Consider the following 24108-nt stretch of genomic DNA (forward strand, 5'->3'; position numbering starts at 1 on the left):
AAGCCGCGAAGGCGCGAAGGTTTTAGGTAGGCTATCAAAACTTTGCGCCTTGGCGTCTTTGCGTCAAAACCTTGGACATCATTCACACCCTACTCTGGCGGGTACGTAGCGTATTGTACCCCCATGCTACCCCAAAACATGCCGTACATGTCAGCACAATTGCGGCCCCCGATGCGACATCAGCATAGTACGAGGCGTACAGCCCGACCAGCGCTGAAGCGACCGCGATCACTGCGGCGATGAACATCATCCGGGGCAGGCGGTTGGTGAGCAGGGCAGCGGCAGCCGCCGGGGTGACGAGTAGTGCTGAGGTGAGGATGACTCCCACGACCTGGATACATGTGACCACGGTGAGGGCAAGCAGGACGAGCAGCAGCATGCGCATGCGGTCGGCCTTGATGCCGATCACCTCGGCATAGGTGGGGTCATAGCTGGTGAGTTCGAGTTCTTTATGCAGCAGCCAGAGGGTGATCAGCACCCCCGCCGAGATAATACTAATCTGGATCAGATCTTCGGGGCGCACGCCCAGGATGTTGCCGAAGAGGATGTGGCTCAGATCGCGGAAACTGCGCACCTTACTCATGAGCAGGATACCGAGGGCAAACATGGCGGTAAAGATGACCCCAATGGCGGTATCCTCACGTACCGCACCGCGCCGCGAGACCCAGCCGATGCCGAGGGCGGTGAGTAATCCGGCGATGATCGCGCCACCAAAGAGGCTCCAGCCCCCCAGATAGGCGACGACCAATCCTGGTAGCACCGTGTGGGATAGCGCATCGCCAATGAAGGCCATGCGGCGCAATACCACATAAGCCCCCAAGACCGCACAGGTGATCCCGACCAGAGTCGCAGCAACGAGGCCAGTCTGCATAAAACTGTAGCGGAATGGAGCCAAGAGCCAGTCAATCATGCCACCTCCAGGCTGGCATAAAGGTTTTGTACCTGGGTTAATTCACCCTGTTCCATGCCAAAGACCTGATCAAACTCATCTTCGAGACGATCAAGATGATGGGTGGCAACCAGCGCCGTCTTGCCCTGTTGGCCGAGGCGCTCCAAAACCGTCGCAATGATCTCGCGGCTGGCGGCATCAACTGCGCTGAGTGGTTCATCAAGGAGCAGCAGATCAGCTTCTTGCACGAGGGCGCGGGCGAGCAGGGTGCGTTGCTGCTGGCCGCCGGAGAGTTGGCTGATCTGACGTTGGGCGAGATCGGCCAATCCCAACTGCTCAAGCACTGCCAACACCTGATGCTGATCGCTCTGCTTGGGGCTGCGCAGCCACCCCAGGTGGACATAACGCCCGGCCATCACCATGCGCTCCACCGTCACCGGGAAGCGCCAGTCAATCTCACCGCGCTGGGGCAGGTAGGCGACGCGATGGTGGCAAGCTCCGACCGGGCGCCCGTAGATGCGGATACTCCCGGCGTGGGGATGCAACAACCCGGCGACTGCCTTGAGTAGGGTGGATTTGCCGGAGCCATTCGCCCCCACCAGCGCTGCCCGGCGACCAGTAGCGATACTCAGGCTGACCTCGCGTACAGCAGGCCGCGAGGCACCGGGATAGATGACCGTAAGCCCTTCCAAGGCAAGGGCGGGAGCGTGAGCTTGGGCGGGGGTAAAGCCCCGCCCACTATAGGCAATGGTGATCATAGACCGACTAACTTGCTAACGACTGAACAATCGTTGTGACATTGTACCGCATCATCTCGATGTAGCTCGCACCAGGGCTACCCGGTTCGCCGAGTGCATCGGTGTAGAGGGTGGGAGCCAGGATCACCCCCGCCTCACGCGAGATGGTCTCCATCAGGGTGGTGTTGGCCACATTCTCGGCGAAGATGGCGCGCACCCCAGCGGCGCGAATGGCCTCGACCAGTTCCGCAATCTCGCCTGCGGATGGATCGGCTGTCTCGGTCGTGACGCCGAGCGCGGTGCCGATCACCGTGAACCCATAGGCTTTGGCAAAGTAGCCGAAGGTGTCGTGGGTCGTGACGAGTTTGCGCTGATCTGCGGGCAGTTTGGCAACTTCAGCCTGAATGAAGGCATCGAGTTCCTTCAGTTCCGCCAGATAGCTTTCGGCATTGGCGGTATAGGCCGCCGCATTGGCCGGATCAGCCGCCACCAGTGCATCACGTATCGCCGCGACCATCAGTTGGGCATTGTTGGGGTCGTGCCAGATATGCGGATCATACTCACCGTGGTTGTGAGTATCCTCGGCGTGAGCATCCTCGGTGTGGGTGTGGCCTTCAGCCATCTCCCAAACCAACAGCAGTTGGGTGGCATCACTCGGCCCAACCTGAAGCGTATACGCACCCGGCGCGAGGTCGTATGTATAGACCACCTTGATCGCGTCACAACCACTAGTCACCTGCTGCATCGCCTCCGGCTCCAGCGTAGTCTCGCCCTGAAGGAGGCTCACCGGCAGATCGGCACCCAGGTAGAGGCTGACTTCGGCATCGGTATCACGGCTCAGTGTAACCGTACCAGCCCCAGCATTCAGTTCGAGGGCATAGAGCGTATGGTCATCAGGAATGACCGCCGTGGCACTTGCATCAGCCACAACCGAGGTGGGCGTATCGCCAAAGTGCTTGCAGGGATGTGCGAGCGGATCATCAGCATGATCGGTATGGACGTGGCCCTCCGGCGCGGGCAAGGGCGTGATCTGATCGCTCACCGCGACACGGGTAGCGTGTGAACCCGCTGCGGTATAGAGATCATCAATCCAGCTCTCAAACTGCAACCCATTCTCAAACACCAGGGACGCCTCAGCCAACGCCGCACTATCACGCGGGGTTGGCTCGTAGGTGTGGGCATCCCCACCGGGGCCAACCAAGGTTGTCAGGGCAACATGCTCACCGCCGACATGCTGCACAAACTCACCCAGAATGCTGTAGGTTGCCACCACCTTGAGCGGCGCGGTGACGGGCGTAGGCGTGGTGGGCTGTGCAACTGGCGTAGTGCCACACGCCCCCAAGAGGCTCACGAGTGCAAGAAACGCGAAGAAACGGGCGAACAAATGACGCATTGAAGAGACTCCTGATTCTGTTGTAGGGGCGCGTCGCGACGCGCCCCCCGGCGCGAAGATCGCGGCACCATACGGCGTGGGGACGCCTAGGGCGCGTCGCGACGCGCCCCTACAATTTCCTATTTGATATAGACTATCATTAAATAAGAATCTTGTCAATAATTGCGAGAAGCTATCAATATAGGTATGGTAAAATGTAGAGATAGGTTTTGTGTTGTTATGGAGATGCCCGATGAGCCGCTACCTGGATGCCCGCCGCGAAACCCTCCCCCCTGCTGTCACTGATCTCGCCGAGCAATTGGCCCAAGCGGGCTACAAAGTGACCGGCCCGCGCCTCGCGGTGCTACGCGCCGCCACCGCGCATAGCGGGGCTTTCAGTGTGCAGGAGATCGAACAGTGGCTGGTGGCACGCGGCGAATCGCCGGGGATTGCCAGCATCTTCCGTACCATCCGGCTACTCTGCGATCTGAACATGATGCAGCGCATCCACGGCTTGGATGAGTGCCACCGCTATAGCCTCGGTGATGGCCACGGGCATCACCTTGTCTGTACGCGGTGTGGCGCGATGGTGCAGTTTGATGAGTGTGGGTTGCAGCCGCTGCTGCGCGAACTAGAGGCACGTACCGGGTTTCGGATCAGTGCGCATCTGGTGGAGTTGTTTGGGTTGTGTCCGGGGTGTTCTGCCGCAGGGGTGGGGTGATCCGCCCCGGACGAGTGTCCGCAGATTACGCAGATTACGCAGATTACGCAGATGTTGTTGTTAGGGCTTACTACCGCGTCACCCAGCGCGCCAGGTGCGGCAGCACCCCCGGTATGAAGCGCCCCGCCAGCGCGTAGGCTTGGGCGCGCCAACTGGGGTAGATGTGGCGTCGCCGCTGGGCCAGATCGCCGAGGATGCGTTGCACCACCGGCTCGGCCTCGTCCACCAGCCAGTTCGGGACATGCACATGGGTGCCGCCGTAGCGCGGTGCGGCGTGCAGCATCTCCGTGCGGGTGAACGAGGGATAGACCACCGACACCTCGACACCCGTGCGGTGCAGATCTTCGGCGAGCGCCTCGCCCAACCCGCGCAACCCGAACTTGGTGCTGGCGTAGACACTCACGCCGGGTAGTCCGCGCTGCCCAAAGATGGACGAGATCAGCACGATGTGGCCGGATTTGCGGGCGATCATGGTGGGGAGGAAGCGCGTGGTGAGGCGCAATGGGGCCAGGAGGTTGATCTGCACCATCTGTTCCCAGGCATGTTGGGGGACGCTGTGCAGCGGGCCGTAGCTGGCAACCCCGGCGTTATTGATCAGCATATCCACCGGGTGGGGGAGTTCTTCGCATGCGCGGTGCAGTTCGGCGCAGCCCGCGTCGCTACTCAGATCTGCCGGAACGAGCTTGATGATCCGCCCCGGCCCACCCCCTGCCATCGCCTCGGCGGCGGCTTGTTCGAGTTTGTGCGGCTGGCGGCTGCTCAGGATGAGGTGTGCCCCCTGCTGGATGAGTTGGCGTGCCAGAGCTGAACCGAGTCCCCCACCTGCTCCGGTCAGCACGACCACCCGGCCCTCAAAATGGTTGGTTGCCATAGAATCTTGCTCCTTCGGGCGTAACTTTTTGGCCTGCTCTAACGGTTTATTGTAGCAGGGGAGACGCAAAATCTTGCGTCTCTACTCCTCCTGCTACAACATCCGAGGAGCCGCCATGCCCCATCGCCCCGCCCCGCCCATCCTCGCCGTCACCCTGGCCCTGCTGGGGCTGGTGTTCAGCCTCGTTCTGCTCGTGGCGGCAGTGGGGTATGCTGCTCCCATCTCTGCCCCGCAGCCCCTCGATGCGTGTCGCACCTCGCCGCAGTTCCTCGCCGCCTTCAATGCTACGCCGGACATGGCCTTGGCCACCGATGGCACGGCTATGGGCTTGGTGCTGCGTAGCAGTACGGGTGATTACCAACTGCCCTCGTGGGACGACGCGGGCTACCTGGGGCCGCTGGCCTATGATCGGCGCGGTGATGTCTATGTCGCACCGACGCCGCGCCTCTCGCTGGCCGATAATCCGCTGGCTGGGGCGGCGACGATCTGGCGCGTCGATTCGGCCAGTGGGCTGATGCACCCCTTCACCACGCTATCCGGCGCGGCCAATGCGCGCAACCCGTTCGGGATTCTGGGGCTGGCTTATGCCTGCGATCTGGATACGCTCTATGCCGGGACGGTGTTGGGTTCCACGCCGAGTAGCGAGCATGGCGGGGTGGTGGCTATTGGCCTTGCTGATCAGAACCAGCAGGTGGTGTTGCCCAACACCGATGTGATGAGTGTTTTGGTGCTGCGCCACGGGGGTGGGTACACGCTCTATGCCGGGTTAGCACGCCGCCCGCTAGTGCTGGCGTTGCCCCTCGATGCCCACGGCCAGCCACGCGGCCCCGCGCAGCCGCTGATTGACCTGAGCCAAGCCGGGGCCACGCCCCAAGAACGGGCACGCAAGTTGCGGCTGGTGGGCGAGCAGTTGCAGATCGATCTGGTGCCGTTTACCTACTCGCTCCAGGCCAACGCCACCGATACGCCCCAGATCCGTACATTAACGTGGCAGTGGGATGCGGTGCATGGGGTGTGGGTGCGGTAGGAGGGGCTATGCTCGAATAACCGTAACCATACGTCCGCTGCCCGTCACCGCCGCCTCTGTCCGGGTGCGCTCGGCAATCGCGGGCTGGCCATGGCGCTGGTCAAAGATGATCAGCCAGCCGGTTGCAAGATTGAGGCGCGCCAGGTAGCCATCAAGCTGCGCCAGTCCATCCGGCAGCGGGTCGGGGCGCTGGTCACGCCAGACCTTCACCTCTATGCCGAAGACATCCGCACCATAACGGAGGCAGAGATCCATCCGGCCACGCCCGATGGCGTACTCACGCTCTATCGTCCCGCCGCCGTTAGCAACGCGGTGTAAAAAGGCCATCAGCACCAGATGCGGTGCAATCTCCGCATAGGGCGATGTGCTGAGCAGGGGTTCACCATGCTGCCGCCAGAATGCCAGGAACGCATCGAGAAGCAGTGCGGCTGCAATCCGCCCCTCGGAGGTGAGCCAAGTGGGGCTGATCTTGGGCAGCGAGGCGATGGTTGTGCTGGCCAGTACCCGTGGCAGTACCTCGTGGTAGATCGGGTTGGCGACAACCAGGCCATCGGTGGGGTCGAGGCGCACGAGGCCCAGATCCTGCACGAAGCGCAGATCATCGGGCGGCACGTTGCCCAAGGATTGCCCCGCCAGCATCGGTTCGATAATCGCCCGTACCCGTGGCTCCCGTAACCGCTCGGCGAGGCTATCCAGGTGCGTATCCTGGCGCATGATCAGGATCTCCTTCGCCTGATCCAGTAGCGTTGGCGTGATGACCTGGGTGCGGTCGGGGGCGAGTTGCTCAACCGTGATCTTGGCCAACGCATTGACCAGCCAGGGGTGGCCCTGGGTGAGCGTGAAGGCATAGGCGCTGGCTTCGGGGGTGAAGATTTGGCCAGTCGCGGCGGTATGTTGGCTATAGAGCGCGGCTACATCGGCCTGATCAAATGTGGCCAGGGTCAGCGAGCGAGTCTTGATGTTGAAGGGACTAGCGGTAACGAGGCGCGGGCTACCGCCAGAGGCGACCTTGTAATCACGCACATCGCGCAACCCAATGAGGGCGAGTGCCCATGGGAATGCCTGTGGACGGCGGGGAAACCCGGCGCGGAGTTGGCGCAACACCGAGATGAGCGTGTGATCCTGAAGCGCATCAATCTCATCGAGGAAGACCACCAAGGGGCGGGGTGAGGCGTTCGCCCAGGCGCGCAGCGCCGATCCGATGCGGGTACCCGGCTCCGCAGCGGGCCAGGGTGGGGGATGCAATGCAGCGGGTAACTGCCATGTCGCAGCATCATGCCAATCATTGAGGATGGCCAACTCGGCCGCACCCAGATCATTCTGAAAGGCCGCGCCGACCTCCATCGTCAACAAGACTGCCGTATAGGTTCCGGCTGCGGTCAACTCCTGCGCCAATGCCAGCATCGCGGTGGTCTTGCCGCTCTGACGCGGGGCGTGCAGGACAAAGTAGCTGCGCTCGGCTACCAGATCGGCAACTTCTGGTAGCCGCGCAGACGCAGGTAGCATGTAGTGAATATCGGGCTGGCATGGCCCGGCAATGTTGAACCAGTGGGGCATTGCACTGACCTCGCAACCGTAAAGGTACGTGGCCTCAGTATAACACCCTACTCATTCACAAACACACTCGTGTAGGTCTCGTAGATGTTGCCGTCCATATCCTCGGCCTGTACACCCAGCACATAATCCCCCGCCGGGGCCAGCATCTCCTCCATGCTGAGCGGCTGTGTGCCAAAGGTGACGCTCGATCCGGGGACGCTGATGTACTCCTCCTCGGCATCCTCGTCATCACTGTGCAGCAGGATGATCTGGTTGTCTACCGTAAAGGTGTCGCCCGCTTGGGGTACGATGACGCTAGGGGCGCTGGCTTCGCCCTGCGGGCTGAAGGTAAGCACCTTGATTAGTTCGTAGTCCTTGAAGAAGAGGTGCGCCGGTCGCGCATTGCCATCGCTGAAGGTGTAGGTGCCACGCACCACATAGGTCGCCACCTCGTCGCCATAGTCCCACGGCTCAAACAGCGCGAAGATGGTCTGGTTGCCGTCGTTGATGCCATAACGCACCGGCTCCCAGTCGTAGCTGAACTCCACCGGGCGCTCTTCACCCCAGTCGGGGTACGAGACCCCATTGATCGTCAGGCTCTCCCCGGCGTCAATGTAGTCTACGTCGGCCACCAGGATGCTGTCATCCTCTGGGTTGTAGAAGCCGGTGAAGAAGTAGATGAAGCCGATCTGCTCGCCATCCACACTGATGTCTACCGTGACCGCCTCGGCTTGGTTGATCTCATCCGCTGAGAGAACGAGCTCGGCAACGGTAAGCTCGCTCGCGCCGGGGGCGACGAGGCTGCGCACATTCGTTGGGCGCGGGTCGCTCATGGCGACGTCGTAGTAGTAGAAATCGAGGTAGTTTTCCCATGCGGCTTCGTCGGCGAAGCGGCTGGCCACCTGCGCATAGACCTTGCGCCCGGCGTCACGCGATTTGTAGAGCTTGGAGGTCGGGAAGTAGATGGAAAGCCCGGTTGCGCCGGGGCGCGCTTCGCCGTGGGTTTCGGCGATCACCACCGCTTGCAGGGCATCCAGCAGTTGATCGGCAGCGGCCTGCACATCCTCGTCATCGCTCTTCTGCTTGAGCAGCGCCACGAAGTTGCCCAGATCAATATAGGGCGAGGGGCCATCGCCAAAGGTGTTCTCGAAGCGCTGTGCGTAGGTACGCGCCGAGGCTATCGGTTTCTTCTCGCTCTCGCTCATCGCGAGCGCGAGTTCATCCAGCGCACTGAGCAGATCGGGCAGTGCAGCCGTGTCGTAGGCAGCCAGCGTGACATCCAGGCTCATATCGGCGGCCACTTCTTCGGCACTCAGCTTGGCGCGGGTGTCGAAGTTCTCTTCCACAAACATGGCGCGCGCCCGATCATCCACGATGCGCTCATCCTGATGGATGTAGCTGTCTACGATCAGGGTCGACAGAGTGGCTCCGTCCATGCCGGGATCGGCCACCAACTCGCCCAAAAAGCTGGCGTAGGCCCAGCCCAGCGCCGGTTCAAGTTCTTCTGAGGCCACCACATAGTTGGCATGCGGGGCCATCGCCGTCACCACCTCGATCTGACCCATGAGGCAGGCATCGAAGCCGATCACCTCAAAGGCGGCGATGCCGGTCTGGCTGCGGATCTCATCGAGAGCGGCGTCAATCTCGTCGAGCAGTAAGAGATCGCCATTTTCGGTTAGCCCTAGCCCATCGGGGCCGGGATCGGTGTGCGATTCATCACTCCAGCCACCCGGCCAGCCCATACCGTGGTCGGAGAGAATGAGGACGTGGTGATCGGCGGGGTAGGTCTCGGTCGCCCAGACCACAAAGTCAATCAGGGTCTGGCCATCGGCCATGTTGACTTCGCCCAGATCTTCAACCACATGCGAATTGAGTTGATCGAGATCATCATCCTGCTGAATCTCGATCCGGCGCGTCGAGTGCCAGTTGTCATCGCCCTTGAACCCACCGCGATAGCGATCTACCTGCGCTACAATCGTCACCTGATCGGACGAACCGGCGCGCTCGGCTTCGTTCAGGTCAATCACCATGTCCTGCTCCAGCACCTGATCATCGGCATCGGAGTAGAGCATCACCAGCCATGTATCAGCGGAAGAAGAGGTTGAGGCTGGAGGCGGACGACTAGGCGCGGACGTGGGGCTTAACGCCTCTTCCTCATCGGTGCAGGCGGTGAGGAGGAGGGCCAGGATGAGGAAGATCGCGAGAATGCGGAGGCGTGACATAGATGTGTCCTTATAGGGGCTACAATACACGATGTGATGTGCGTAGGGGCGCGTCGCGACGCGCCCCTACGGGATGATTGGGGGAGATAAGATCGCCTTATCAACCGACATGCCACCGGCACAGCGTGGCGTGTCACAGATGAGAGCGGCGCACCCAAACTAAAATCGCGTGCCGGTAATGTTACCAGATACGCCCGTGGGGTGCGCGCATAGAGTACATGAGCCAGGGCGAGCAGGGCGCTGGGTTCACTTAGGTGCATGTTGATGTCAGCCTGGGAGCGAGCAGCACATGTGTAACGTCCCTTGCCCGGCCCGTAAACGGGCGGGCTATGTTTACGAAGCCCGCCTACGCGGGCTGACCCTAGGCCGCGTAGGCGGCCTTTGCCAGGGTAGCCCGCCCGTTTACGGGCTGGGTGATGGTATGCCGACGAATTTGGGACGCCCTCACTCCCAGAAAGGGCCACCCAACGCACCCCGCCCCGCCCGACCCGTGCATCCACAAAGATCACCCGATCCACCTCGGCGATCATCGTGGCGAGTTCCGGCGTCAGTTGGTGAACCGTCAGCAGCGTGGTACACGCCAAACCCCGTCGGGCGAGCGCGGCGACCACATGGTGGCCCGCCGCGTCATCGCCCAGCAGGGAGTTGCCATACCCAATCACTAAATTCGTGTAACTGTTCACAGTTCTCCTAGCATTCCGGTTTTGACGCCAAGACGCCAAGGCGCAAAGCCTTCAATAAAACCTTTGCGTCTTCGCGCCTTTGCGTCAACACGAGGTTTCTTTTACCCCAAGTATGAACAGTTACCTAGCATTCCGGTTTTGACGCCAAGGCGCAAAGCCTTCAATAAAACCTTTGCGTCTTCGCGCCTTTGCGTCAATCAGAAGCTTCCTTTACCCCAAGTGTGAACAGTTACAAATTCGTATTCACGCGCCTCATCGTACTACTCGATCCAATTCCGCACCATCCGGGCCGATCAGTCGCACATCGAGCGCCATCTGTCCGGCGGCGTGGGTCGAACAACTCAGACAGGGATCGAAGGCGCGGATGCCCGCTTCAACCCGGTTGAGCATGCCTTCGGGAATGTTCGTACCGCGCACAAAGCGGCGCGCAATCTGAGCGACGGTACGGTTCATCGCCAGGTTGTTCTGTCCCGTGGCGATGATCAGGTTGACGCGGGTGATCAGGCCGTGTTCATCCACCTGGTAGTGGTGAATGAGTGAACCACGCGGCGCCTCGCTGATGCCCACCGACTCCAGGCGGTTGACACCCGCATCGGCGCGTAGGCGCCGCGAGGCGAGATCGGGGTCATCGAGCAGGATGGCGATGCGTTCCAGCGCCCCCAGGATCTCGACCAGCCGCGCATAGTGGTAGAAGAAACTGGCCTTGATGATCGCCCCACCGCGCTGGCGCAACTCGATCAGTTCATCATCGGCCTGGGGCGTGCCGAACGAGCGGCAGACATTGAGGCGCGCCAACGGCCCGACGCGGTACATCCCGTCGGGGTAGCCACGCGGCAGATAGTAGGGGAACTTGAGGTAGCTCCACGGCTCCACCGCCTCGCCGATGATCTCGGCGTAGCGGCGCGCCTCGACGTGATCCTCCAGAATGGCCCCGGTGGCATCCACCACACGCAACGCACCGCCATAATGTTCCCACGTCCCATCTTCGGCCACCAACCCCATAAAAAGACTCTCGAAGGTACCAAAACTGGCCGCCTCATCGCGGTAGGTTTCGAGGAACGTCTTAAAGTGGCCAATCGCCGCACGCGCAATCGAGAAGGCTTCGGGCAACTTCTCGCGGATGGCGTGGCGCGCCTGATCGGGCAAGCCGGAGCGCACCCCACCCGGCACCGACCATGCGGGGTGGATCTTGCGCCCCCCCAGATGCTCGATCACCTCTTGGCCAAACTGGCGCAGCCGGATTCCGCTGCGCGCCAGTTCGGGGTTGGCCGCAATCAGCCCGAAGACATTGCGCGTCGCCGGGTCGCTATCGAAACCGAGGATGAAGTCGGGGCCACTCAGGTGGAAGAAACTGAGCGCGTGCGACTGCACGATCTGGGCCAGGTTCATCATGCGGCGCAACTTATCGGCGGCGGGCGGAATATCCACCGCCAGAATGCCATCACCCGCCTTGGCCGAGGCCAACAGGTGGCTCACCGGGCAGATGCCACAGATGCGTGCCGTAATCGCGGGCATCTCCCAGAAGGGTCGCCCCTCACAAAAACGCTCAAAGCCGCGAAACTCGGTGACATGGAAGCGGGCGTCACTCACCTCGCCCAGCGCATCCAGGTAGATACTTATCTTGGCGTGGCCCTCAATGCGGGTCACGGGATCAATCACAATCCGTTGGCTCATAATCAGTCCTCTAGCTCACCCGAAGCGCAACATCTCAGGCCCCTGCGCATCGGGGGTACGACCCTCCAACAGCGCCTCCAGCAACGCCCGAATGCGCGGCGCAGGCGGGGGGCAACCGGGCAAGAAGTGATCCACCGGCACCACCGCATGCACCGGCACCACCGTATCGAGCAGCACCGGCACAATCCCCGGCTCTGCGGGGATGATTCCCCGTGGATCACCATGGTCAACATAGATCTGCTGAAGGGTGGGGGCGGCTGCGCCCAGCGGGTTGCGCAACGCGGTAACATTCCCCGTCACCGCGCAGTCACCCAACGAGACCAGGATGCGGCTCTGTTTGCGGATGGTATGCACCAGTTCCAGATGCTCATCATTCGCGATAGCCCCTTCCACCAGTGCCAGATCAACCCCAGCCGGGAAGATCTTGGTATCGGCGATAGGGCTATAGACGAGATCAACATGCGCGGCGAGGTCAATCAGCCACTCATCAAGATCGAGCAGCGACATGTGACAGCCGGAGCATCCACCCAGCCAGACCGTTGCGAGGCGTAGTTTGGGATTCATCATTCTGTCCCTCTAGCCGCGCACCCGGCGCGACTCGACAATCATGGCGATGCGGGCCGGGGAATGCTCCATCTCGGCCACCGTTGCCCCGCGCTTGAAGAGCGCGCCGGTGGGGCAGGCCAGCAGGCACTTACCACAGGCGGTGCAGGTCTCCGATTCGCCCCAGGGCTGGTTCATATCGGTGATTACCCGTGCCGAGGTGCCGCGTCCAGCGACATCCCAGGTATGCACGCCCTCCACCTCATCGCAGGCACGCACACAGCGGCTACACAGGATGCAGCGGTTATGGTCAAGCCCGAAGCGCTCGTGGCTAATATCCACCGTACAGGTCGGCGCGAGGTACTCGTAGCGCACATGATCCATCCCCAGCGCCACCGCCATATCCTGTAGCTCACAGTGGCCACTCGCCACACACACGGCACAGACGTGGCCGCGTTCGGCAAAGAGCAACTCGATGATCTGGCGTCGGTACGCCTTGAGCGCATCGGTATGCGTGCGTATATCCATCCCTTCGCTGACGGTGGTGGTACATGCTGGGCGCAAGCGTCCGCCCACTTCTACCAGACACAGGCGGCACGCGCCCACATCCGATAGGCCATCGAGATGGCACAGGGTGGGGATCTTCACCCCCGCATCGCGGGCGGCCTCCAGGATCGTCTCGTCCTCACGGGCGCTGACCATGGTGCCGTTAATGAGTAAGGTTTTTGCGGCCATGGGTGATCCTATCGTTCAATTAGGCGCTCATACTCTTCAGTAAAGTACTTGAGCGTGCTCATCACCGGATTGGGTGCCGATTGCCCCAGACCACAGAGGCTGGTGTCGCGGAGAAGTTGACATAACTCACGGAGTTGATCAAGATCAGCCGGGCTCCCCTTGCCACTCGTGAGCTTATCGAGCAGGTGATGGATCTGCACCGTCCCGACGCGGCAAGGCACACACTTACCGCACGATTCGTCCTTGCAGAACTCCATATAGAACTTGGCCAGTTCGACCATATTGGTCGAGTTATCCATCACCACCATACCGCCGGAACCCATAATCGAACCCACCCGGGCCAGCGACTCATAATCCACGGGGGTATCAAAGAGACTGGCCGGGATGCAGCCCCCCGAAGGGCCACCCGTCTGCACCGCCTTGACCTCGCTGCCACTATGGCCGCCACCACCCAACTGATGCACAATCTCGCGCAGGGTGATGCCCATCGGCACCTCGATCAGGCCCGTGTTATGGATCTTGCCGGTGAGGGCAAAGACCTTGGTTCCACGACTCGACTCAGTTCCGATACTGGCATACCAATCCGGGCCATGCTCAATGATTGCGGCAATATTGGCGAAGGTCTCGACATTGTTGATCAGCGTCGGTTTGCCCCACAGGCCGCTCTCGGCGGGGTAGGGCGGGCGCGGGCGCGGCTGACCGCGACGGCCCTCGATACTCGCGAGCAGGGCGGTCTCTTCACCACACACAAACGCCCCGGCCCCGACGCGAATATCCACGCGGAAGTCGAAGGTACTATCGAAGATCTGGCTACCGAGCAAGCCAAACTTCTTAGCCTGATTGATCGCCTTTTGGAGCCGCTGGATGGCAAAGGGGTACTCGCCACGCACATAGATATAGCCCTGATCGGCCCCGACGGCATAAGCAGCGATGCACATGCCTTCGAGTACTAGATGCGGATCGCTCTCCAGTACACTGCGATCCATAAAGGCACCCGGATCGCCCTCATCGCCATTACAGACCACATACTTACGGTCGCCACGACTCTTGGCTACAGTAGACCACTTGAGGCCAGTGGGGTAGCCTGCGCCGCCGCGCCCACGCAGCCCACTCTGGGTAATCTCATCAATCACCTCGGCGGGGCTCATCTCGTTAATGGCGCGGTAGAGCGAACGGTAGCCACCAGCGGCGATATACTCCTCGATGCGTTCGGGATCGATCTTACCGGCATTCTTGCGCACAATCGGAAACTGGCGCGTAAAGAAGGGGCGCAGCGGATCGCCGCGTTGCACCGAACATTCGCCGCCATTAATAGCGGCTACAATCGCCTCGGCATCTTCGGGGCGCACATACTCATAGAGCGTACCCTCAGGGGCAATCTCGACCATCGGGCCTTGGCCACAACTACCGATACAGCCCACCCCAACTACCTCGACCTCGCCCTCCAACCCGGCCTCAGCGACGGCAGCTTCGAGGCGTTTTTGGATTTCCAGCCCTTGTGAGGCCAGACATCCTGAAGAGGTACAGCAATGAATACGGATACGCCGCCGCCGCTCACGTTCGCGGCGGGCGATCAGTTGCAGATCGTGGAGTTCCATAGATTCACCTTATGTTCAGCTTCCGAGAAGCTCAGGTGCGGATAACAGGGCAGCAACCTGGGCTGCGACATCATCAGACGTCATGTGGCCGGTCACATTGCCATCTATGACCACCGCCGGGGCGATGCCGCATGCACCGATACAACGCACACTCGCCAGTGAAAGCTTTCCATCGGGTGTGGTATGACCAGCCGCAATGCCAGCCACGTCTTCGGCACGCGCTATCAACTCAGACGCTCCGCGCACATAGCAGGCCGTACCGAGGCAGATCGTACAGGTATGCGCACCCTGGGGCACTAATGAGAAGAAGTGGTAAAAGGTGGCGACACCATAGACGCGGCTGGGCGGCAAATGTAGGCTGCGGGCAATCCGCACGAGCAGATCGGGCGACAGGAAACCGTAGATCTCCTGGGCCTTATGCAGCACCTCGATCAGGGCATCCGGGCGGTACTGGTTGCGCTTCATCGTGGCCTCAAGAATCTTGAGGCGGGTATCCCCCGCTGCCGCCGCAGCGTCGCGGGTGGGGTGTGGGGTAGCCATCGCCGCTCCTCCCTCCAACAAGGCAGGTCATCGGGTGTCATGGTAACATCCGCAGCTTGTGTTTGGGGGCGCACAGAGGTAAGGTTTGGCCATTCTAGGTTAATATTGTGACAAAGTTCACGGTTTGGCGGCTTCGCCGCCAACATACGCGAAAAAAGCGGATCTGGGGGCGCAGCCCCAAACCCCAGTTTTGGAGGAAATGGGACGGCTTTGCCGCCACATTTCCCCAAACATTGTACAATAGCGCCGTCTCAGGTTCCGATGCCGACCTGAATCGATACTGCTGTCGAAAGGATAGACTCTATGCCCAACGATGTCGTGGCACCCGTTACCGAGCGCTTCCGGGCCATGCGTGACTTCTTGATCGCGCAGCGCGAAGATTATGCAACGGCGTTACGCGATTTTACCTGGCCCCAGTTTGAGCAGTTTAACTGGGCACTCGATTGGTTCGATGTGATCGCCCAGGGCAATGATCGTCTGGCGCTCTGGATTGTTGAAGAGGATGGGCACGAAACCCGCCGCACCTATGCCGAGATGTCCGCCCAGACCAACCGCGTGGCCAATTGGCTCCGCCAACTCGGTGTGCGCCGGGGCGACCGCATGATTCTGATGCTGGGCAACCAAGTTGAGTTGTGGGAGACCGTCCTCGCCGCGATGAAGCTCGGTGCGGTGATCATTCCCTCGGCCACCCTGCTGGCCTCCGCCGACCTGCAAGATCGCGTCGAGCGCGGGGCGGTGCGCCATGTGGTGGCACGGGCGGTAGATGCGCCCAAGTTTGCCGAGGTACCCGGCGACTATACCCGCATCGCGGTTGGTGAGCTGGTTGAGGGTTGGCACAACTTTAGCGACGCCTATAGTGCTGCGCCCGACTTCACGCCGGATGGGGTGACGCAAGGGAGTGATCCGCTCCTCCTCTACTTCACCTCTGGCACTACTGCTCGCCCCAAGTTGGTGCAGCACACCTACACCTCCTACCCGGTCGGGCATCTCTCGACCATGTACTGGATCGGGTTGCAGCCGGGTGACATCCACCTGAATATCTCCTCGCCCGGTTGGGCCAAGCATGCCTGGAGCAACATCTTTGCACCCTGGAATGCCGAGGCGACGGTCTTTATTTATAACTACAGCCGCTTTAACGCACCTGCACTCTTGGAGCAACTGGTACGCTGCCAAGTGACCACCTTCTGCGCCCCGCCAACTGTCTGGCGCATGCTGATCCAAGAGGATCTGAGCGGCTGGAAGGTGGCGATGCGCGAGTTGGTGGGTGCGGGCGAACCACTCAACCCGGAGGTGATCGAGCAGGTGCAGCGCAGTTGGGGTCTCACCATCCGTGATGGCTTCGGCCAGACCGAGACCACCGCCCAGATCGGGAATCCGCCCGGCCAGCCGATCAAGGCCGGTTCGATGGGCCGCCCGCTGCCGGGCTACAAGATCGCCCTGATTGACCCGCTCTCCGAAGCGGTGGGTGACGAGGGCGAAATCTGCCTCGATCTCTCGGCGCGCCCCTTGGGCCTGATGGTCGGCTACTTGGACGACAACATGCGCACCAGCAGCGCCATGCGCAACGGCTACTACCACACCGGCGATATTGCTTCGCGGGATGCTGATGGCTACATCACCTTCATCGGGCGCACCGATGATGTCTTCAAAGCCTCGGACTACCGTATTTCGCCGTTCGAGTTGGAGAGTGTGCTGCTCGAACATGAGGCGGTGGCCGAAGCGGCGGTGGTGCCCTCACCCGACCCGATCCGCCTCGCGGTACCCAAGGCGTATGTGGTGTTGGCGGCGGGCTGGGAGCCGAACGCGGCTACTGCCGAGGCCATTCTGCGCTTCTGCCGGGATCGGCTTGCGCCCTACAAGCGCATCCGCCGCATCGAGTTTGGCGAACTTCCCAAGACTATCTCCGGCAAGATCCGCCGCGTTGAGCTACGCGCCCACGAGGAGGAGATTCATGGCGGGGTTAAGCCAAATACCGAGTTCTCTGAGGAGGATTTTCCTGATCTGAAAAAATAATCCTCACATGCGTTTCATGTCTTGCAGTCTCAACCTGGGCAGAGTCATCAACGATTCTAAGCCAAGGTTCACCTGAGCTTGAGACTGCGCAGTAAAGGTAGCGCCAGCTTCCAGCCGGTTAGGACACCCCACCGCCGGGAAGCTGGCGCTACCTTCCGATTACACTGATTCGCCCCTTTTGAAACCATATCCATAAGGATGTTTGTAATGATTAAATTGATTGAAAAAATAGGTATATTTTATGCTTCATTGATTATTACCGTTCTTTCAATATTGTTATCACAAATGATAACTCATATGATTTACATAATAACACAAGATTCAATGTCAACCAGTGGAAAAATTGCTTCGCTTCTCTCTCCGTTGATTATTGCTCCGTTCTTTTCTTGGTGGTTCATGGGGATGCTTTTACGTATTCATGCGCTCGAACGTAAAATGCGCTTCCTTGCAACCTACGACGTATTAACCGGCGTGTATAATAGGAATTCTTTTTTTATTTATGCGATTGATTTACTAAATTTGATACAACAAGAACAGCATGAATTGACTGTACTCTATATTGATATAGATAATTTCAAAAATATTAATGATGTATACGGTCATGATATTGGTGATTCTGTACTTAAAAATTTTGGTTTATATTTACGATTAAATGTTCGCGATAGTGATCTTATCGGAAGAATTGGTGGTGAGGAATTTGTAATTGCATTACCCAAAACCAGCCTTCTTCATGGACAAATGGTTGCAGAGGATTTACGTCAAGGATTAGAATATAAAGAAATGGCTTTATCAAGATCTGATTCGATCAATATAACAATAAGTATTGGTATATCAAATTCTAATCATAAAAATTATCGAAATATTGATCAACTCATTAAGATGAGCGATACTGCTCTCTATGAGGCAAAGAAGAGTGGCAGAAATAGAATTGTTGTGAGCCGGGAATAATGAGCAAGAAGGATGGCGGAGAGTTGCGAATCATAGAACATATCCCCACAAGTAGTATTATGTGGTATAATCCAAGCCACATGTACATTCTATAACTTCATATCATCGCGGTATCCCGCTAGCCCGGATGCTAGGGTGTAAAGGTGGAAGCTGGTGAAAGTCCAGCGCTGTGCCGCAACTGTAACCGGGTGCTCGTTTTGAGCACCGGAAGCCAGGATGCCTACCGCGATGTTGTTGTTCATTCCTTCTCGAGACAAGGAGGCCGAACATGACGGATAGTTAGTCATGGATACTATCTGGCACGTTTATCACCCCGACTCTCGTATGAGAGCCGGGGTTTTTTGTTTGCCATTCGGAGTTTCTATGAGGTGTAACGATGGTATCTGAGGAGGTTCTCGATGTCCATTCCACAGAATATGCATATTCATAATGCCCTCGCTGAATGTGAAGCGCGTATTATGGCATATGAACGTGAACTCGAATTAATGACTTGGTTGCCTAGCGGATTCTATGTGATGGCGCTGGATCGTCTCGGCAATGAACGAGAACGCAAGAAGCGTCTCTTGCAACTCTTGTGGGAGAGAGCAATCCAGCCAAGATAGCTGGAGCCGCATACCAATTCCGCGCTTGGCTATCATTAACGTTAATGATATATACTATCATCTAAGAATGAGCTGCGCCACAATGCCAGCTCGTCATCCTGAAAGGATCGTTCCCATGGCTCGCGTGTGCCGCATCGCATTGTTGCTGATCCTCCTCGTTCTCAGCGCATGTACTGCGCAACCCACCGCTCAAACCGCAACCGAGGTACCAGTTAGCCCTCCCCAGGGTGTCACAGCGTCACCAGGTTTCCCCCCCCTTGCTCCAACCAATATCACCACTGGCTGCGTGACCGACTATGATCCCACCCGCGACTACTTCCCCCAGAAGATCACGCTGACTGAGGCCGAGGGCTTTCACGTCGAATACTTCAATCACTACAAGGTCGTTACCGTTGATGCACCCTGGCCAGGAGCCGATCAGCCGATCCGCTATGTGCTAGTGCAGTGTGGTACTCCGGCCCCATCCGATCCAACTCTTGCGGATGTTCCGATCATTGAGGTTCCAATCAAGAGCATTGTCACAATGTCTACAACCGAACTTGTCCCGCTTATCCAGGTGAATGCCCTTGATCGGCTGGTGGGGGTATCGAGTTTTAACTCCGTTAGCTCGGCTGAGGTGCGCGAACTCATCAATGCGAATAAGTTGATCGAAGTCGGGAATGGCAGTGAGGTGAATGTCGAGTTGCTGATCAATCTTCAACCTGATGTGGTGATGACCTCAGCAAGCGGCAATGCCGATCATGACGCGCATCCTAAGCTGAGCGAGGCAGGCATCCACGTCGTGTTCGATTCGGCATGGCTAGAGACTACTCCGCTTGGTCGTGCGGAGTGGATCAAGTATATGGGCCTCTTTGTCAATCAGGAGACGGCGGCTGAGCATACCTTTGCCGAGATGGTGGATCGTTATACCGCAATGGCGGCGAAGGCGCGCGCTGTTACCGATAAGCCAACGGTGTTGGTTGGGTTTACCTATGATGGCACGTGGTATGTTTCGGGTGGCAAGGGGTATGCGGCTCAGTTGCTCGCCGACGCCGGAGCCAATTACCTTTGGGCCAATGATGACTCGCTGGGAAGCCTCCAACTAAGTTTCGAGACGGTCTTTGATCGGGCACACGATGCTGACTTCTGGGTCAATGCGAGTGCCTACTGGTTCAGCCTCGCTGATGTGCGCAACGAGGACGAGCGCTATACCCAGTTTGCGGCCTTCCAAAACGGTACGATCTATAACTACACTGCGCGGGTGAATGAGCATGGCGGCAATGATTACTGGGAGAGTGGGGTTGCCCATCCCGATGTGGTCTTGGCCGATCTGATCAAGATCTTCCACCCCGATCTCGTCCCCGATCACGAACTCTACTACTACCAGCGCCTTGAACCGTAGATGCGAACGACTAGGGGTGTTAAACCCACAGGAGGTGTATGTCGAACACCATATCTATCCCCATCGAGAATCCCTGGCCCCGGCTCGGCCTGCGCCCGCTTGCCCTTGCTGTGATGCTGCTGGTGCTGATCGCTACCTTCTTTCTCAGTTTGAGCCTGGGGTCGGTACGTATCCCTTTTGATCAGGTGCTCACGATTATGCTGGGCGGAACGCCTACCCGCGCAACGTGGGCCACGATCATCTACGATTTTCGGCTGCCCAAGGCGCTCACGGCCTCATTGGCCGGTGCGGCTCTGGCGGTGAGTGGCCTCCAGATGCAGACACTCTTTCGGAATCCTTTGGCCGACCCCTATGTCTTAGGAGTCAGTTCGGGAGCGAGTTTGGGGGTGGCACTGGTGGTACTGACGGTGGGCGCGGCCCAAACCACGCTGCTCTCGGTGGTGGGTGTGATGGGCAATCTGAGTATGGTCGTAGCGGCCTGCATCGGGGCGGCTGGCGTTTTGTTGCTCGTCCTCGCTTTGGCCCAGCACGTGCAGAGTAGTGTCACGCTGCTCATCTTGGGCCTGATGATTGGCTACCTGACCAGCGCAATCGTGAGTCTGTTGCTCTACTTCAGTATCGCCGAACGCATTCATGCCTATATCGCCTGGAGTTTTGGGAGTTTTGGTGGTGTGACATGGAACCAGTTGCAGGTTTTGGCTCCAGTTGTGCTGGTGGGGCTTGTCATGGCCTTCATCCTCACCAAGCCGCTCAATGCCCTGCTGCTCGGTGAATCCTACGCGCAGACGCTGGGCTTGCCCATCCGCCACGCCCGTATGGCGGTTGTGGTGGGTAGTGCTCTTTTGGCCGGTGCCGTGACCGCCTTTTGTGGCCCGGTCGGGTTTCTGGGGATTGCGGTGCCCCACTTGTGCCGCGCTCTGCTGCGCAGTGGCGATCATCGGGTTCTGGTGCCGGCATGTACGCTCCTGGGGGCCACGATTGCCTTGCTGGCCGACATCGCGGCTCAGGCTCCCGGTAGTGATGTGGTGCTGCCACTGAATGCGGTGACGGCCCTGATTGGTGCGCCGGTGGTGGTGTGGATGATGTTGCGGCGGGGGATGGGACGGGAGGCATTTGGCGTATGAAGGATGTCATTCTTGAAGCTAAGCAGGTAACCATTGGCTATACCGCACGCGGGCTTCCCACTCGCGTGGTGGCCTCCGATCTCAACCTGCACCTGCATACGGGCGAGGTGATCTGTCTGCTTGGCCCCAATGGGGTGGGGAAATCAACCCTCCTCCGTACTCTGGTGGGCATGCAAGCCCCACTGGCAGGCCATGTATTGCTTGGTGGGGCTGATCTCTTCACGCTGCCCCCCCGTGAACGTGCCCGACGTTTGAGTGTCGTGCTGACCGAGCGGGTTGAATTGGGCCAACTCTCGGTCTATGCCTTGGTGACGTTGGGGCGACATCCGCATACCGATTGGATGGGTCGCCTGAGTGCGCATGATGAGCAGGTGGCGCGTTGGGCATTGGAGGCGGTGGGTGCAACTAACTTGGCGCAACGCCAGGTGCATCAGTTGAGCGATGGTGAGCGCCAGCGGGTGATGGTGGCGCGTGCGTTGGCGCAAGAGCCATTGCTGATGGTGCTTGATGAACCAACCGCATTTCTCGATCTGCCCCGTCGGGTCGAGATGATGCACCTGCTACGCCGCTTGGCCCGTGAGACGAAGCGTGCCTTGTTGCTCTCAACCCACGATCTCGATTTGGCACTCCGTACCGCCGATGTACTCTGGCTCTTAGCTCCGGGTGGCACCATATTCAGCGGGGCACCTGAAGATCTGGTGCTGACGGGAGCCTTCGAGGCAACCTTCGCTACTACTGGCATCGGGTTTGATCGTCACCACGGCAGTTTCCGGGTGCATCCGCCGGCCCAACGTCGGGTGGCTCTGGTTGGTGATGGACTGGTGGGAGCTTGGACGGCACGCGCACTCGAACGGGTTGGCTGTCAATTGGCCACCGACGATGAATCTCCTTCACTGCGAGTGGTGGTTGGCGGTGATCCCCATGCCCCCCGCTGGGAAGTGGCCTTTAATGGTGGCCCACCGCAACAGGCTGCCTCGTTGCACGCTCTGGCAGCATTGGTATGTGAGCATGTATGAATAGTGATACCGACACTCCTTTGCAAGCCCTCCGTCCACGCTATCCATTCTCGGCTATCGCTGGTCAGCCCACGATGAAGTTGGCGCTCCAGTTGTTGCTGATAAACCCCGCGATTGGTGGGGTCTTAATCCGGGGTGCGAAGGGCACCGCCAAGTCTACCGCCGTGCGCGCACTGCATGGCCTCTTGCCCGAACTTCCCCTGGTAGACCTGCCGCTCAATGCTACCGAGGAGATGCTGTTGGGTGGCCTCGATTGGGGCGCGGCGCTTCAGTCTGGGCAGCGCCAGATCCAGACGGGTCTCCTGGCGCGTGCCCACGGCGGCATGCTCTATGTTGATGAGATCAACCTGCTTGATGATCACCTGATTGATGTGCTCCTTGATACCGTCGCTGGGGGTCGCCACATTGTTGAGCGCGAGGGGGTTTCGGCATGCCACGCGGCACGGGTGGCCCTGGTGGGCACGATGAATCCCGAAGAGGGTGAGTTGCGCCCGCAGTTGCTCGACCGTTTCGGGCTGTGTGTGGAGATCTCGGCTGAGGATGATCTGGCGGTGCGTCTGGAGGTGTTGGAGCGCCGCGAGCAGTTTGACGACAACCCACAGATCTTTCAGCGCCAGTTCCGTGCGCAGGAGGCGGTGTTGCGTGGGTGTCTCTTGGCGGCACGCGAACGGGTTGCAGCGGTGCGTGTGCCTGCCAATCTGCGCAGTTTTATTGCTGAGTTGTGTACCCAGCATCAGGTGGCAGGCCACCGTGCCGATCTGGTTATTCAGCATGCGGCTGCGGCCTTGGCAGCTTATGAGGGGCGCTATCAGGTGACGTTGGCCGATATTGAAGTGGTAGCACCGCTCGCACTGCGCCATCGCCAGCGCGATGCCCTCCCCGATCCACCACCTCCGCCGCCACCACCTCCGCCGCCACCTGATCCCCCGCCTGATCCACCTTCTCAAAGCGAGACGCCCCCGCCCGATCTTCCCGCTGAGTCACCGCCACCGGCTCCGGGTGAGACGCCCCCGCCGCCGGTCGGGGAAGACGAGCAGGTCTTTACGATTGGCAACAGTTTTGTCGTGCGACGGATCGAGGCGCGCAAGGATCGTGCTACCCGGCGTGGATCGGGGCGGCGCTCGCGTACCCGCACCATGCGCGCTGGGCGCTACATTCAGGCGCTGCCCAACCGTGGTGGGCGCGATATTGCCCTTGATGCGACGATTCGTGCGGCGGCTCCCGAACAGGCCCGCCGTCAGCCCCCGCCGGGCATGATGATCGCGATCTGTTCCGAAGATCTCCGTGAGCGTCTGCGCGAACGCCGGATCGGGAACTTTCTGCTCTTCCTGGTTGATGCGAGTGGCTCGATGGGGGTGCAGGCGCGCATGGTGGCCACCAAGGGCGCGATTATGGCCCTGCTCTCCGATGCCTACCAGAAGCGTGACCGGGTTGCCCTGATTACCTTCCGCCGCCAGCAGGCCACCCTCGCACTCGCCCCGACCGCCTCGATTGAGTTGGCGGCGCGGCAGCTCCAGCAATTGCCGGTGGGTGGGCGCACGCCGCTCTCCGCCGGTCTCTTGGAGGCGCAGCGGGTCATCCAATACCAACTCGCTAAAGAGCCGACCTTGCGCCCCATCCTCATCGTTATCACCGATGGTAAGGCGAACGCTGCCTTAACCCCCGGTGCCGATCCATGGGGCGAGGCGCTCCATATCGCTGGGCTGTTGGCCAATCATCCGCGATTGACCACGCTGGTGGTAGATACCGAGGTGCCGGGCATGCTCCGTTTTGGCTTGGCTCGCCCGTTAGCCCAGGCGCTAGGGGCCACCTATTACCCGATTGACGACTTGAAGGCACGCGATCTGATCGCTCTTGTACAGCAAAGGTTCTAATC

Annotated in this window: 21 protein-coding genes and 1 riboswitch; of the genes, 10 read left to right on the forward strand and 11 right to left on the reverse strand. The window is 59.7% G+C overall.

Annotated features, from left to right (window positions below; genetic code table 11):
* Positions 1 to 82: 82 nt before the first annotated feature.
* Genes EKD03_RS06445 through EKD03_RS06455 form a run of 3 tightly spaced genes read right to left on the reverse strand, consistent with a single transcriptional unit; the run spans position 83 to position 3019 of the window.
* The gene (locus tag EKD03_RS06445) at positions 83 to 910 is read right to left on the reverse strand and encodes a metal ABC transporter permease (protein ID WP_129628781.1); all 828 of its coding nucleotides are present in this window, start codon (positions 908 to 910) and stop codon (positions 83 to 85) included.
* Positions 907 to 1647 (reverse strand): metal ABC transporter ATP-binding protein, encoded by a 741-nt coding sequence (locus EKD03_RS06450; protein WP_129628783.1) that lies wholly within the window; start codon positions 1645 to 1647, stop codon positions 907 to 909. Before EKD03_RS06450 ends, EKD03_RS06445 begins: the two co-directional genes overlap by 4 nt.
* A 7-nt stretch (positions 1648 to 1654) precedes the next feature.
* The gene (locus tag EKD03_RS06455) at positions 1655 to 3019 is read right to left on the reverse strand and encodes a metal ABC transporter solute-binding protein, Zn/Mn family (protein WP_129628785.1); all 1365 of its coding nucleotides are present in this window, start codon (positions 3017 to 3019) and stop codon (positions 1655 to 1657) included.
* 232 nt (positions 3020 to 3251) lie between these two features.
* Between EKD03_RS06455 and EKD03_RS06460 the strand changes: the two genes are divergently transcribed.
* Positions 3252 to 3719 (forward strand): Fur family transcriptional regulator, encoded by a 468-nt coding sequence (locus EKD03_RS06460; RefSeq protein WP_129628787.1) that lies wholly within the window; start codon positions 3252 to 3254, stop codon positions 3717 to 3719.
* A 70-nt stretch (positions 3720 to 3789) separates the two neighbouring features.
* Here the strand turns inward: EKD03_RS06460 and EKD03_RS06465 are convergent, their stop codons facing one another.
* Positions 3790 to 4590, reverse strand: a complete 801-nt coding sequence (locus tag EKD03_RS06465; RefSeq protein WP_129628790.1) for an SDR family NAD(P)-dependent oxidoreductase — start codon at positions 4588 to 4590, stop codon at positions 3790 to 3792.
* A 115-nt stretch (positions 4591 to 4705) separates the two neighbouring features.
* Here EKD03_RS06465 and EKD03_RS06470 point away from each other — a divergent pair, with 115 nt between their 5' ends.
* The gene (locus EKD03_RS06470) at positions 4706 to 5617 is read left to right on the forward strand and encodes a hypothetical protein (RefSeq protein WP_129628792.1); all 912 of its coding nucleotides are present in this window, start codon (positions 4706 to 4708) and stop codon (positions 5615 to 5617) included.
* 6 nt (positions 5618 to 5623) lie between these two features.
* Here the strand turns inward: EKD03_RS06470 and EKD03_RS06475 are convergent, their stop codons facing one another.
* Both EKD03_RS06475 and EKD03_RS06480 read right to left on the reverse strand, forming a co-directional pair.
* A complete protein-coding gene (locus tag EKD03_RS06475; RefSeq protein ID WP_129628794.1) occupies positions 5624 to 7174 on the reverse strand; it encodes a P-loop NTPase family protein in 1551 nt (516 codons plus the stop codon).
* Positions 7175 to 7221: 47 nt separating this feature from the next.
* Complete coding sequence (locus EKD03_RS06480; protein WP_129628796.1) at positions 7222 to 9375, reverse strand: clostripain-related cysteine peptidase; 2154 nt, start codon at positions 9373 to 9375, stop codon at positions 7222 to 7224.
* Positions 9376 to 9791: 416 nt separating this feature from the next.
* Between EKD03_RS06480 and EKD03_RS06485 the strand changes: the two genes are divergently transcribed.
* The gene (locus EKD03_RS06485) at positions 9792 to 10040 is read left to right on the forward strand and encodes a hypothetical protein (protein WP_129628798.1); all 249 of its coding nucleotides are present in this window, start codon (positions 9792 to 9794) and stop codon (positions 10038 to 10040) included.
* Between the two features lie 270 nt (positions 10041 to 10310).
* Here EKD03_RS06485 and EKD03_RS06490 read toward each other — a convergent pair whose 3' ends face one another.
* From EKD03_RS06490 to hoxE, 5 genes are read right to left on the reverse strand one after another with little or no spacing between them, the layout of a single operon-like run.
* Entirely contained in the window at positions 10311 to 11732 is a 1422-nt protein-coding gene (locus EKD03_RS06490; RefSeq protein WP_129628800.1) for a Ni/Fe hydrogenase subunit alpha, read from the reverse strand.
* Between the two features lie 15 nt (positions 11733 to 11747).
* Positions 11748 to 12299, reverse strand: coding sequence for an NADH-quinone oxidoreductase subunit B family protein (locus EKD03_RS06495; RefSeq protein ID WP_238613420.1), 552 nt, complete (start codon positions 12297 to 12299; stop codon positions 11748 to 11750).
* A 9-nt stretch (positions 12300 to 12308) separates the two neighbouring features.
* Positions 12309 to 13010, reverse strand: coding sequence for a bidirectional hydrogenase complex protein HoxU (gene hoxU / locus EKD03_RS06500; protein WP_129628802.1), 702 nt, complete (start codon positions 13008 to 13010; stop codon positions 12309 to 12311).
* An 8-nt stretch (positions 13011 to 13018) separates the two neighbouring features.
* Positions 13019 to 14608, reverse strand: a complete 1590-nt coding sequence (nuoF, locus tag EKD03_RS06505; RefSeq protein ID WP_129628804.1) for an NADH-quinone oxidoreductase subunit NuoF — start codon at positions 14606 to 14608, stop codon at positions 13019 to 13021.
* A 15-nt stretch (positions 14609 to 14623) separates the two neighbouring features.
* Entirely contained in the window at positions 14624 to 15148 is a 525-nt protein-coding gene (gene hoxE / locus EKD03_RS06510) for a bidirectional hydrogenase complex protein HoxE (protein WP_129628806.1), read from the reverse strand.
* A 303-nt stretch (positions 15149 to 15451) separates the two neighbouring features.
* Here hoxE and EKD03_RS06515 point away from each other — a divergent pair, with 303 nt between their 5' ends.
* The 7 genes from EKD03_RS06515 to EKD03_RS06545 all read left to right on the forward strand — a co-directional run bounded on the left by EKD03_RS06515 (position 15452) and on the right by EKD03_RS06545 (position 24106).
* Positions 15452 to 17161 (forward strand): AMP-binding protein, encoded by a 1710-nt coding sequence (locus EKD03_RS06515; RefSeq protein ID WP_129628808.1) that lies wholly within the window; start codon positions 15452 to 15454, stop codon positions 17159 to 17161.
* A gap of 207 nt (positions 17162 to 17368) precedes the next feature.
* Positions 17369 to 18109: a GGDEF domain-containing protein gene (locus tag EKD03_RS06520; protein ID WP_161569196.1), complete on the forward strand. Its 741-nt coding sequence runs from the start codon at positions 17369 to 17371 to the stop codon at positions 18107 to 18109.
* 91 nt (positions 18110 to 18200) lie between these two features.
* A riboswitch (cobalamin riboswitch) is annotated at positions 18201 to 18351 on the forward strand.
* Positions 18352 to 18507: 156 nt separating this feature from the next.
* Positions 18508 to 18711, forward strand: a complete 204-nt coding sequence (locus EKD03_RS06525) for a hypothetical protein (protein ID WP_129628812.1) — start codon at positions 18508 to 18510, stop codon at positions 18709 to 18711.
* Between the two features lie 115 nt (positions 18712 to 18826).
* On the forward strand, positions 18827 to 20092 hold the full coding sequence (locus EKD03_RS06530; RefSeq protein WP_129628814.1) for an ABC transporter substrate-binding protein: 1266 nt from the start codon (positions 18827 to 18829) through the stop codon (positions 20090 to 20092).
* Between the two features lie 38 nt (positions 20093 to 20130).
* Positions 20131 to 21216 (forward strand): iron ABC transporter permease, encoded by a 1086-nt coding sequence (locus tag EKD03_RS06535; protein ID WP_129628817.1) that lies wholly within the window; start codon positions 20131 to 20133, stop codon positions 21214 to 21216.
* Positions 21213 to 22232 (forward strand): ABC transporter ATP-binding protein, encoded by a 1020-nt coding sequence (locus EKD03_RS06540; RefSeq protein ID WP_129628819.1) that lies wholly within the window; start codon positions 21213 to 21215, stop codon positions 22230 to 22232. Before EKD03_RS06535 ends, EKD03_RS06540 begins: the two co-directional genes overlap by 4 nt.
* Positions 22229 to 24106, forward strand: a complete 1878-nt coding sequence (locus EKD03_RS06545; RefSeq protein ID WP_129628821.1) for a VWA domain-containing protein — start codon at positions 22229 to 22231, stop codon at positions 24104 to 24106. Before EKD03_RS06540 ends, EKD03_RS06545 begins: the two co-directional genes overlap by 4 nt.
* Positions 24107 to 24108 lie beyond the last annotated feature (2 nt).

Source organism: Candidatus Oscillochloris fontis, from assembly GCF_004138135.1.
Taxonomy (GTDB): domain Bacteria; phylum Chloroflexota; class Chloroflexia; order Chloroflexales; family Chloroflexaceae; genus Oscillochloris; species Oscillochloris fontis.

Bases quoted from the DNA above. Each gene is read 5' to 3' on its own strand.
- EKD03_RS06490 (WP_129628800.1), bottom strand. From the start codon at position 11,732: ATGAGCCAACGGATTGTGATTGATCCCGTGACCCGCATTGAGGGCCAC.
- EKD03_RS06445 (WP_129628781.1), bottom strand. From the start codon at position 910: ATGATTGACTGGCTCTTGGCTCCATTCCGCTACAGTTTTATGCAGACT.
- EKD03_RS06530 (WP_129628814.1), top strand. From the start codon at position 18,827: ATGGCTCGCGTGTGCCGCATCGCATTGTTGCTGATCCTCCTCGTTCTC.
- EKD03_RS06515 (WP_129628808.1), top strand. From the start codon at position 15,452: ATGCCCAACGATGTCGTGGCACCCGTTACCGAGCGCTTCCGGGCCATG.
- EKD03_RS06480 (WP_129628796.1), bottom strand. From the start codon at position 9,375: ATGTCACGCCTCCGCATTCTCGCGATCTTCCTCATCCTGGCCCTCCTC.
- hoxU (WP_129628802.1), bottom strand. From the start codon at position 13,010: ATGGCCGCAAAAACCTTACTCATTAACGGCACCATGGTCAGCGCCCGT.
- EKD03_RS06485 (WP_129628798.1), top strand. From the start codon at position 9,792: ATGGTATGCCGACGAATTTGGGACGCCCTCACTCCCAGAAAGGGCCAC.
- nuoF (WP_129628804.1), bottom strand. From the start codon at position 14,608: ATGGAACTCCACGATCTGCAACTGATCGCCCGCCGCGAACGTGAGCGG.
- EKD03_RS06520 (WP_161569196.1), top strand. From the start codon at position 17,369: ATGATTAAATTGATTGAAAAAATAGGTATATTTTATGCTTCATTGATT.
- EKD03_RS06495 (WP_238613420.1), bottom strand. From the start codon at position 12,299: ATGATGAATCCCAAACTACGCCTCGCAACGGTCTGGCTGGGTGGATGC.
- EKD03_RS06475 (WP_129628794.1), bottom strand. From the start codon at position 7,174: ATGCCCCACTGGTTCAACATTGCCGGGCCATGCCAGCCCGATATTCAC.
- EKD03_RS06455 (WP_129628785.1), bottom strand. From the start codon at position 3,019: ATGCGTCATTTGTTCGCCCGTTTCTTCGCGTTTCTTGCACTCGTGAGC.
- EKD03_RS06460 (WP_129628787.1), top strand. From the start codon at position 3,252: ATGAGCCGCTACCTGGATGCCCGCCGCGAAACCCTCCCCCCTGCTGTC.
- EKD03_RS06525 (WP_129628812.1), top strand. From the start codon at position 18,508: ATGTCCATTCCACAGAATATGCATATTCATAATGCCCTCGCTGAATGT.
- hoxE (WP_129628806.1), bottom strand. From the start codon at position 15,148: ATGGCTACCCCACACCCCACCCGCGACGCTGCGGCGGCAGCGGGGGAT.
- EKD03_RS06465 (WP_129628790.1), bottom strand. From the start codon at position 4,590: ATGGCAACCAACCATTTTGAGGGCCGGGTGGTCGTGCTGACCGGAGCA.
- EKD03_RS06535 (WP_129628817.1), top strand. From the start codon at position 20,131: ATGTCGAACACCATATCTATCCCCATCGAGAATCCCTGGCCCCGGCTC.
- EKD03_RS06450 (WP_129628783.1), bottom strand. From the start codon at position 1,647: ATGATCACCATTGCCTATAGTGGGCGGGGCTTTACCCCCGCCCAAGCT.
- EKD03_RS06540 (WP_129628819.1), top strand. From the start codon at position 21,213: ATGAAGGATGTCATTCTTGAAGCTAAGCAGGTAACCATTGGCTATACC.
- EKD03_RS06545 (WP_129628821.1), top strand. From the start codon at position 22,229: ATGAATAGTGATACCGACACTCCTTTGCAAGCCCTCCGTCCACGCTAT.
- EKD03_RS06470 (WP_129628792.1), top strand. From the start codon at position 4,706: ATGCCCCATCGCCCCGCCCCGCCCATCCTCGCCGTCACCCTGGCCCTG.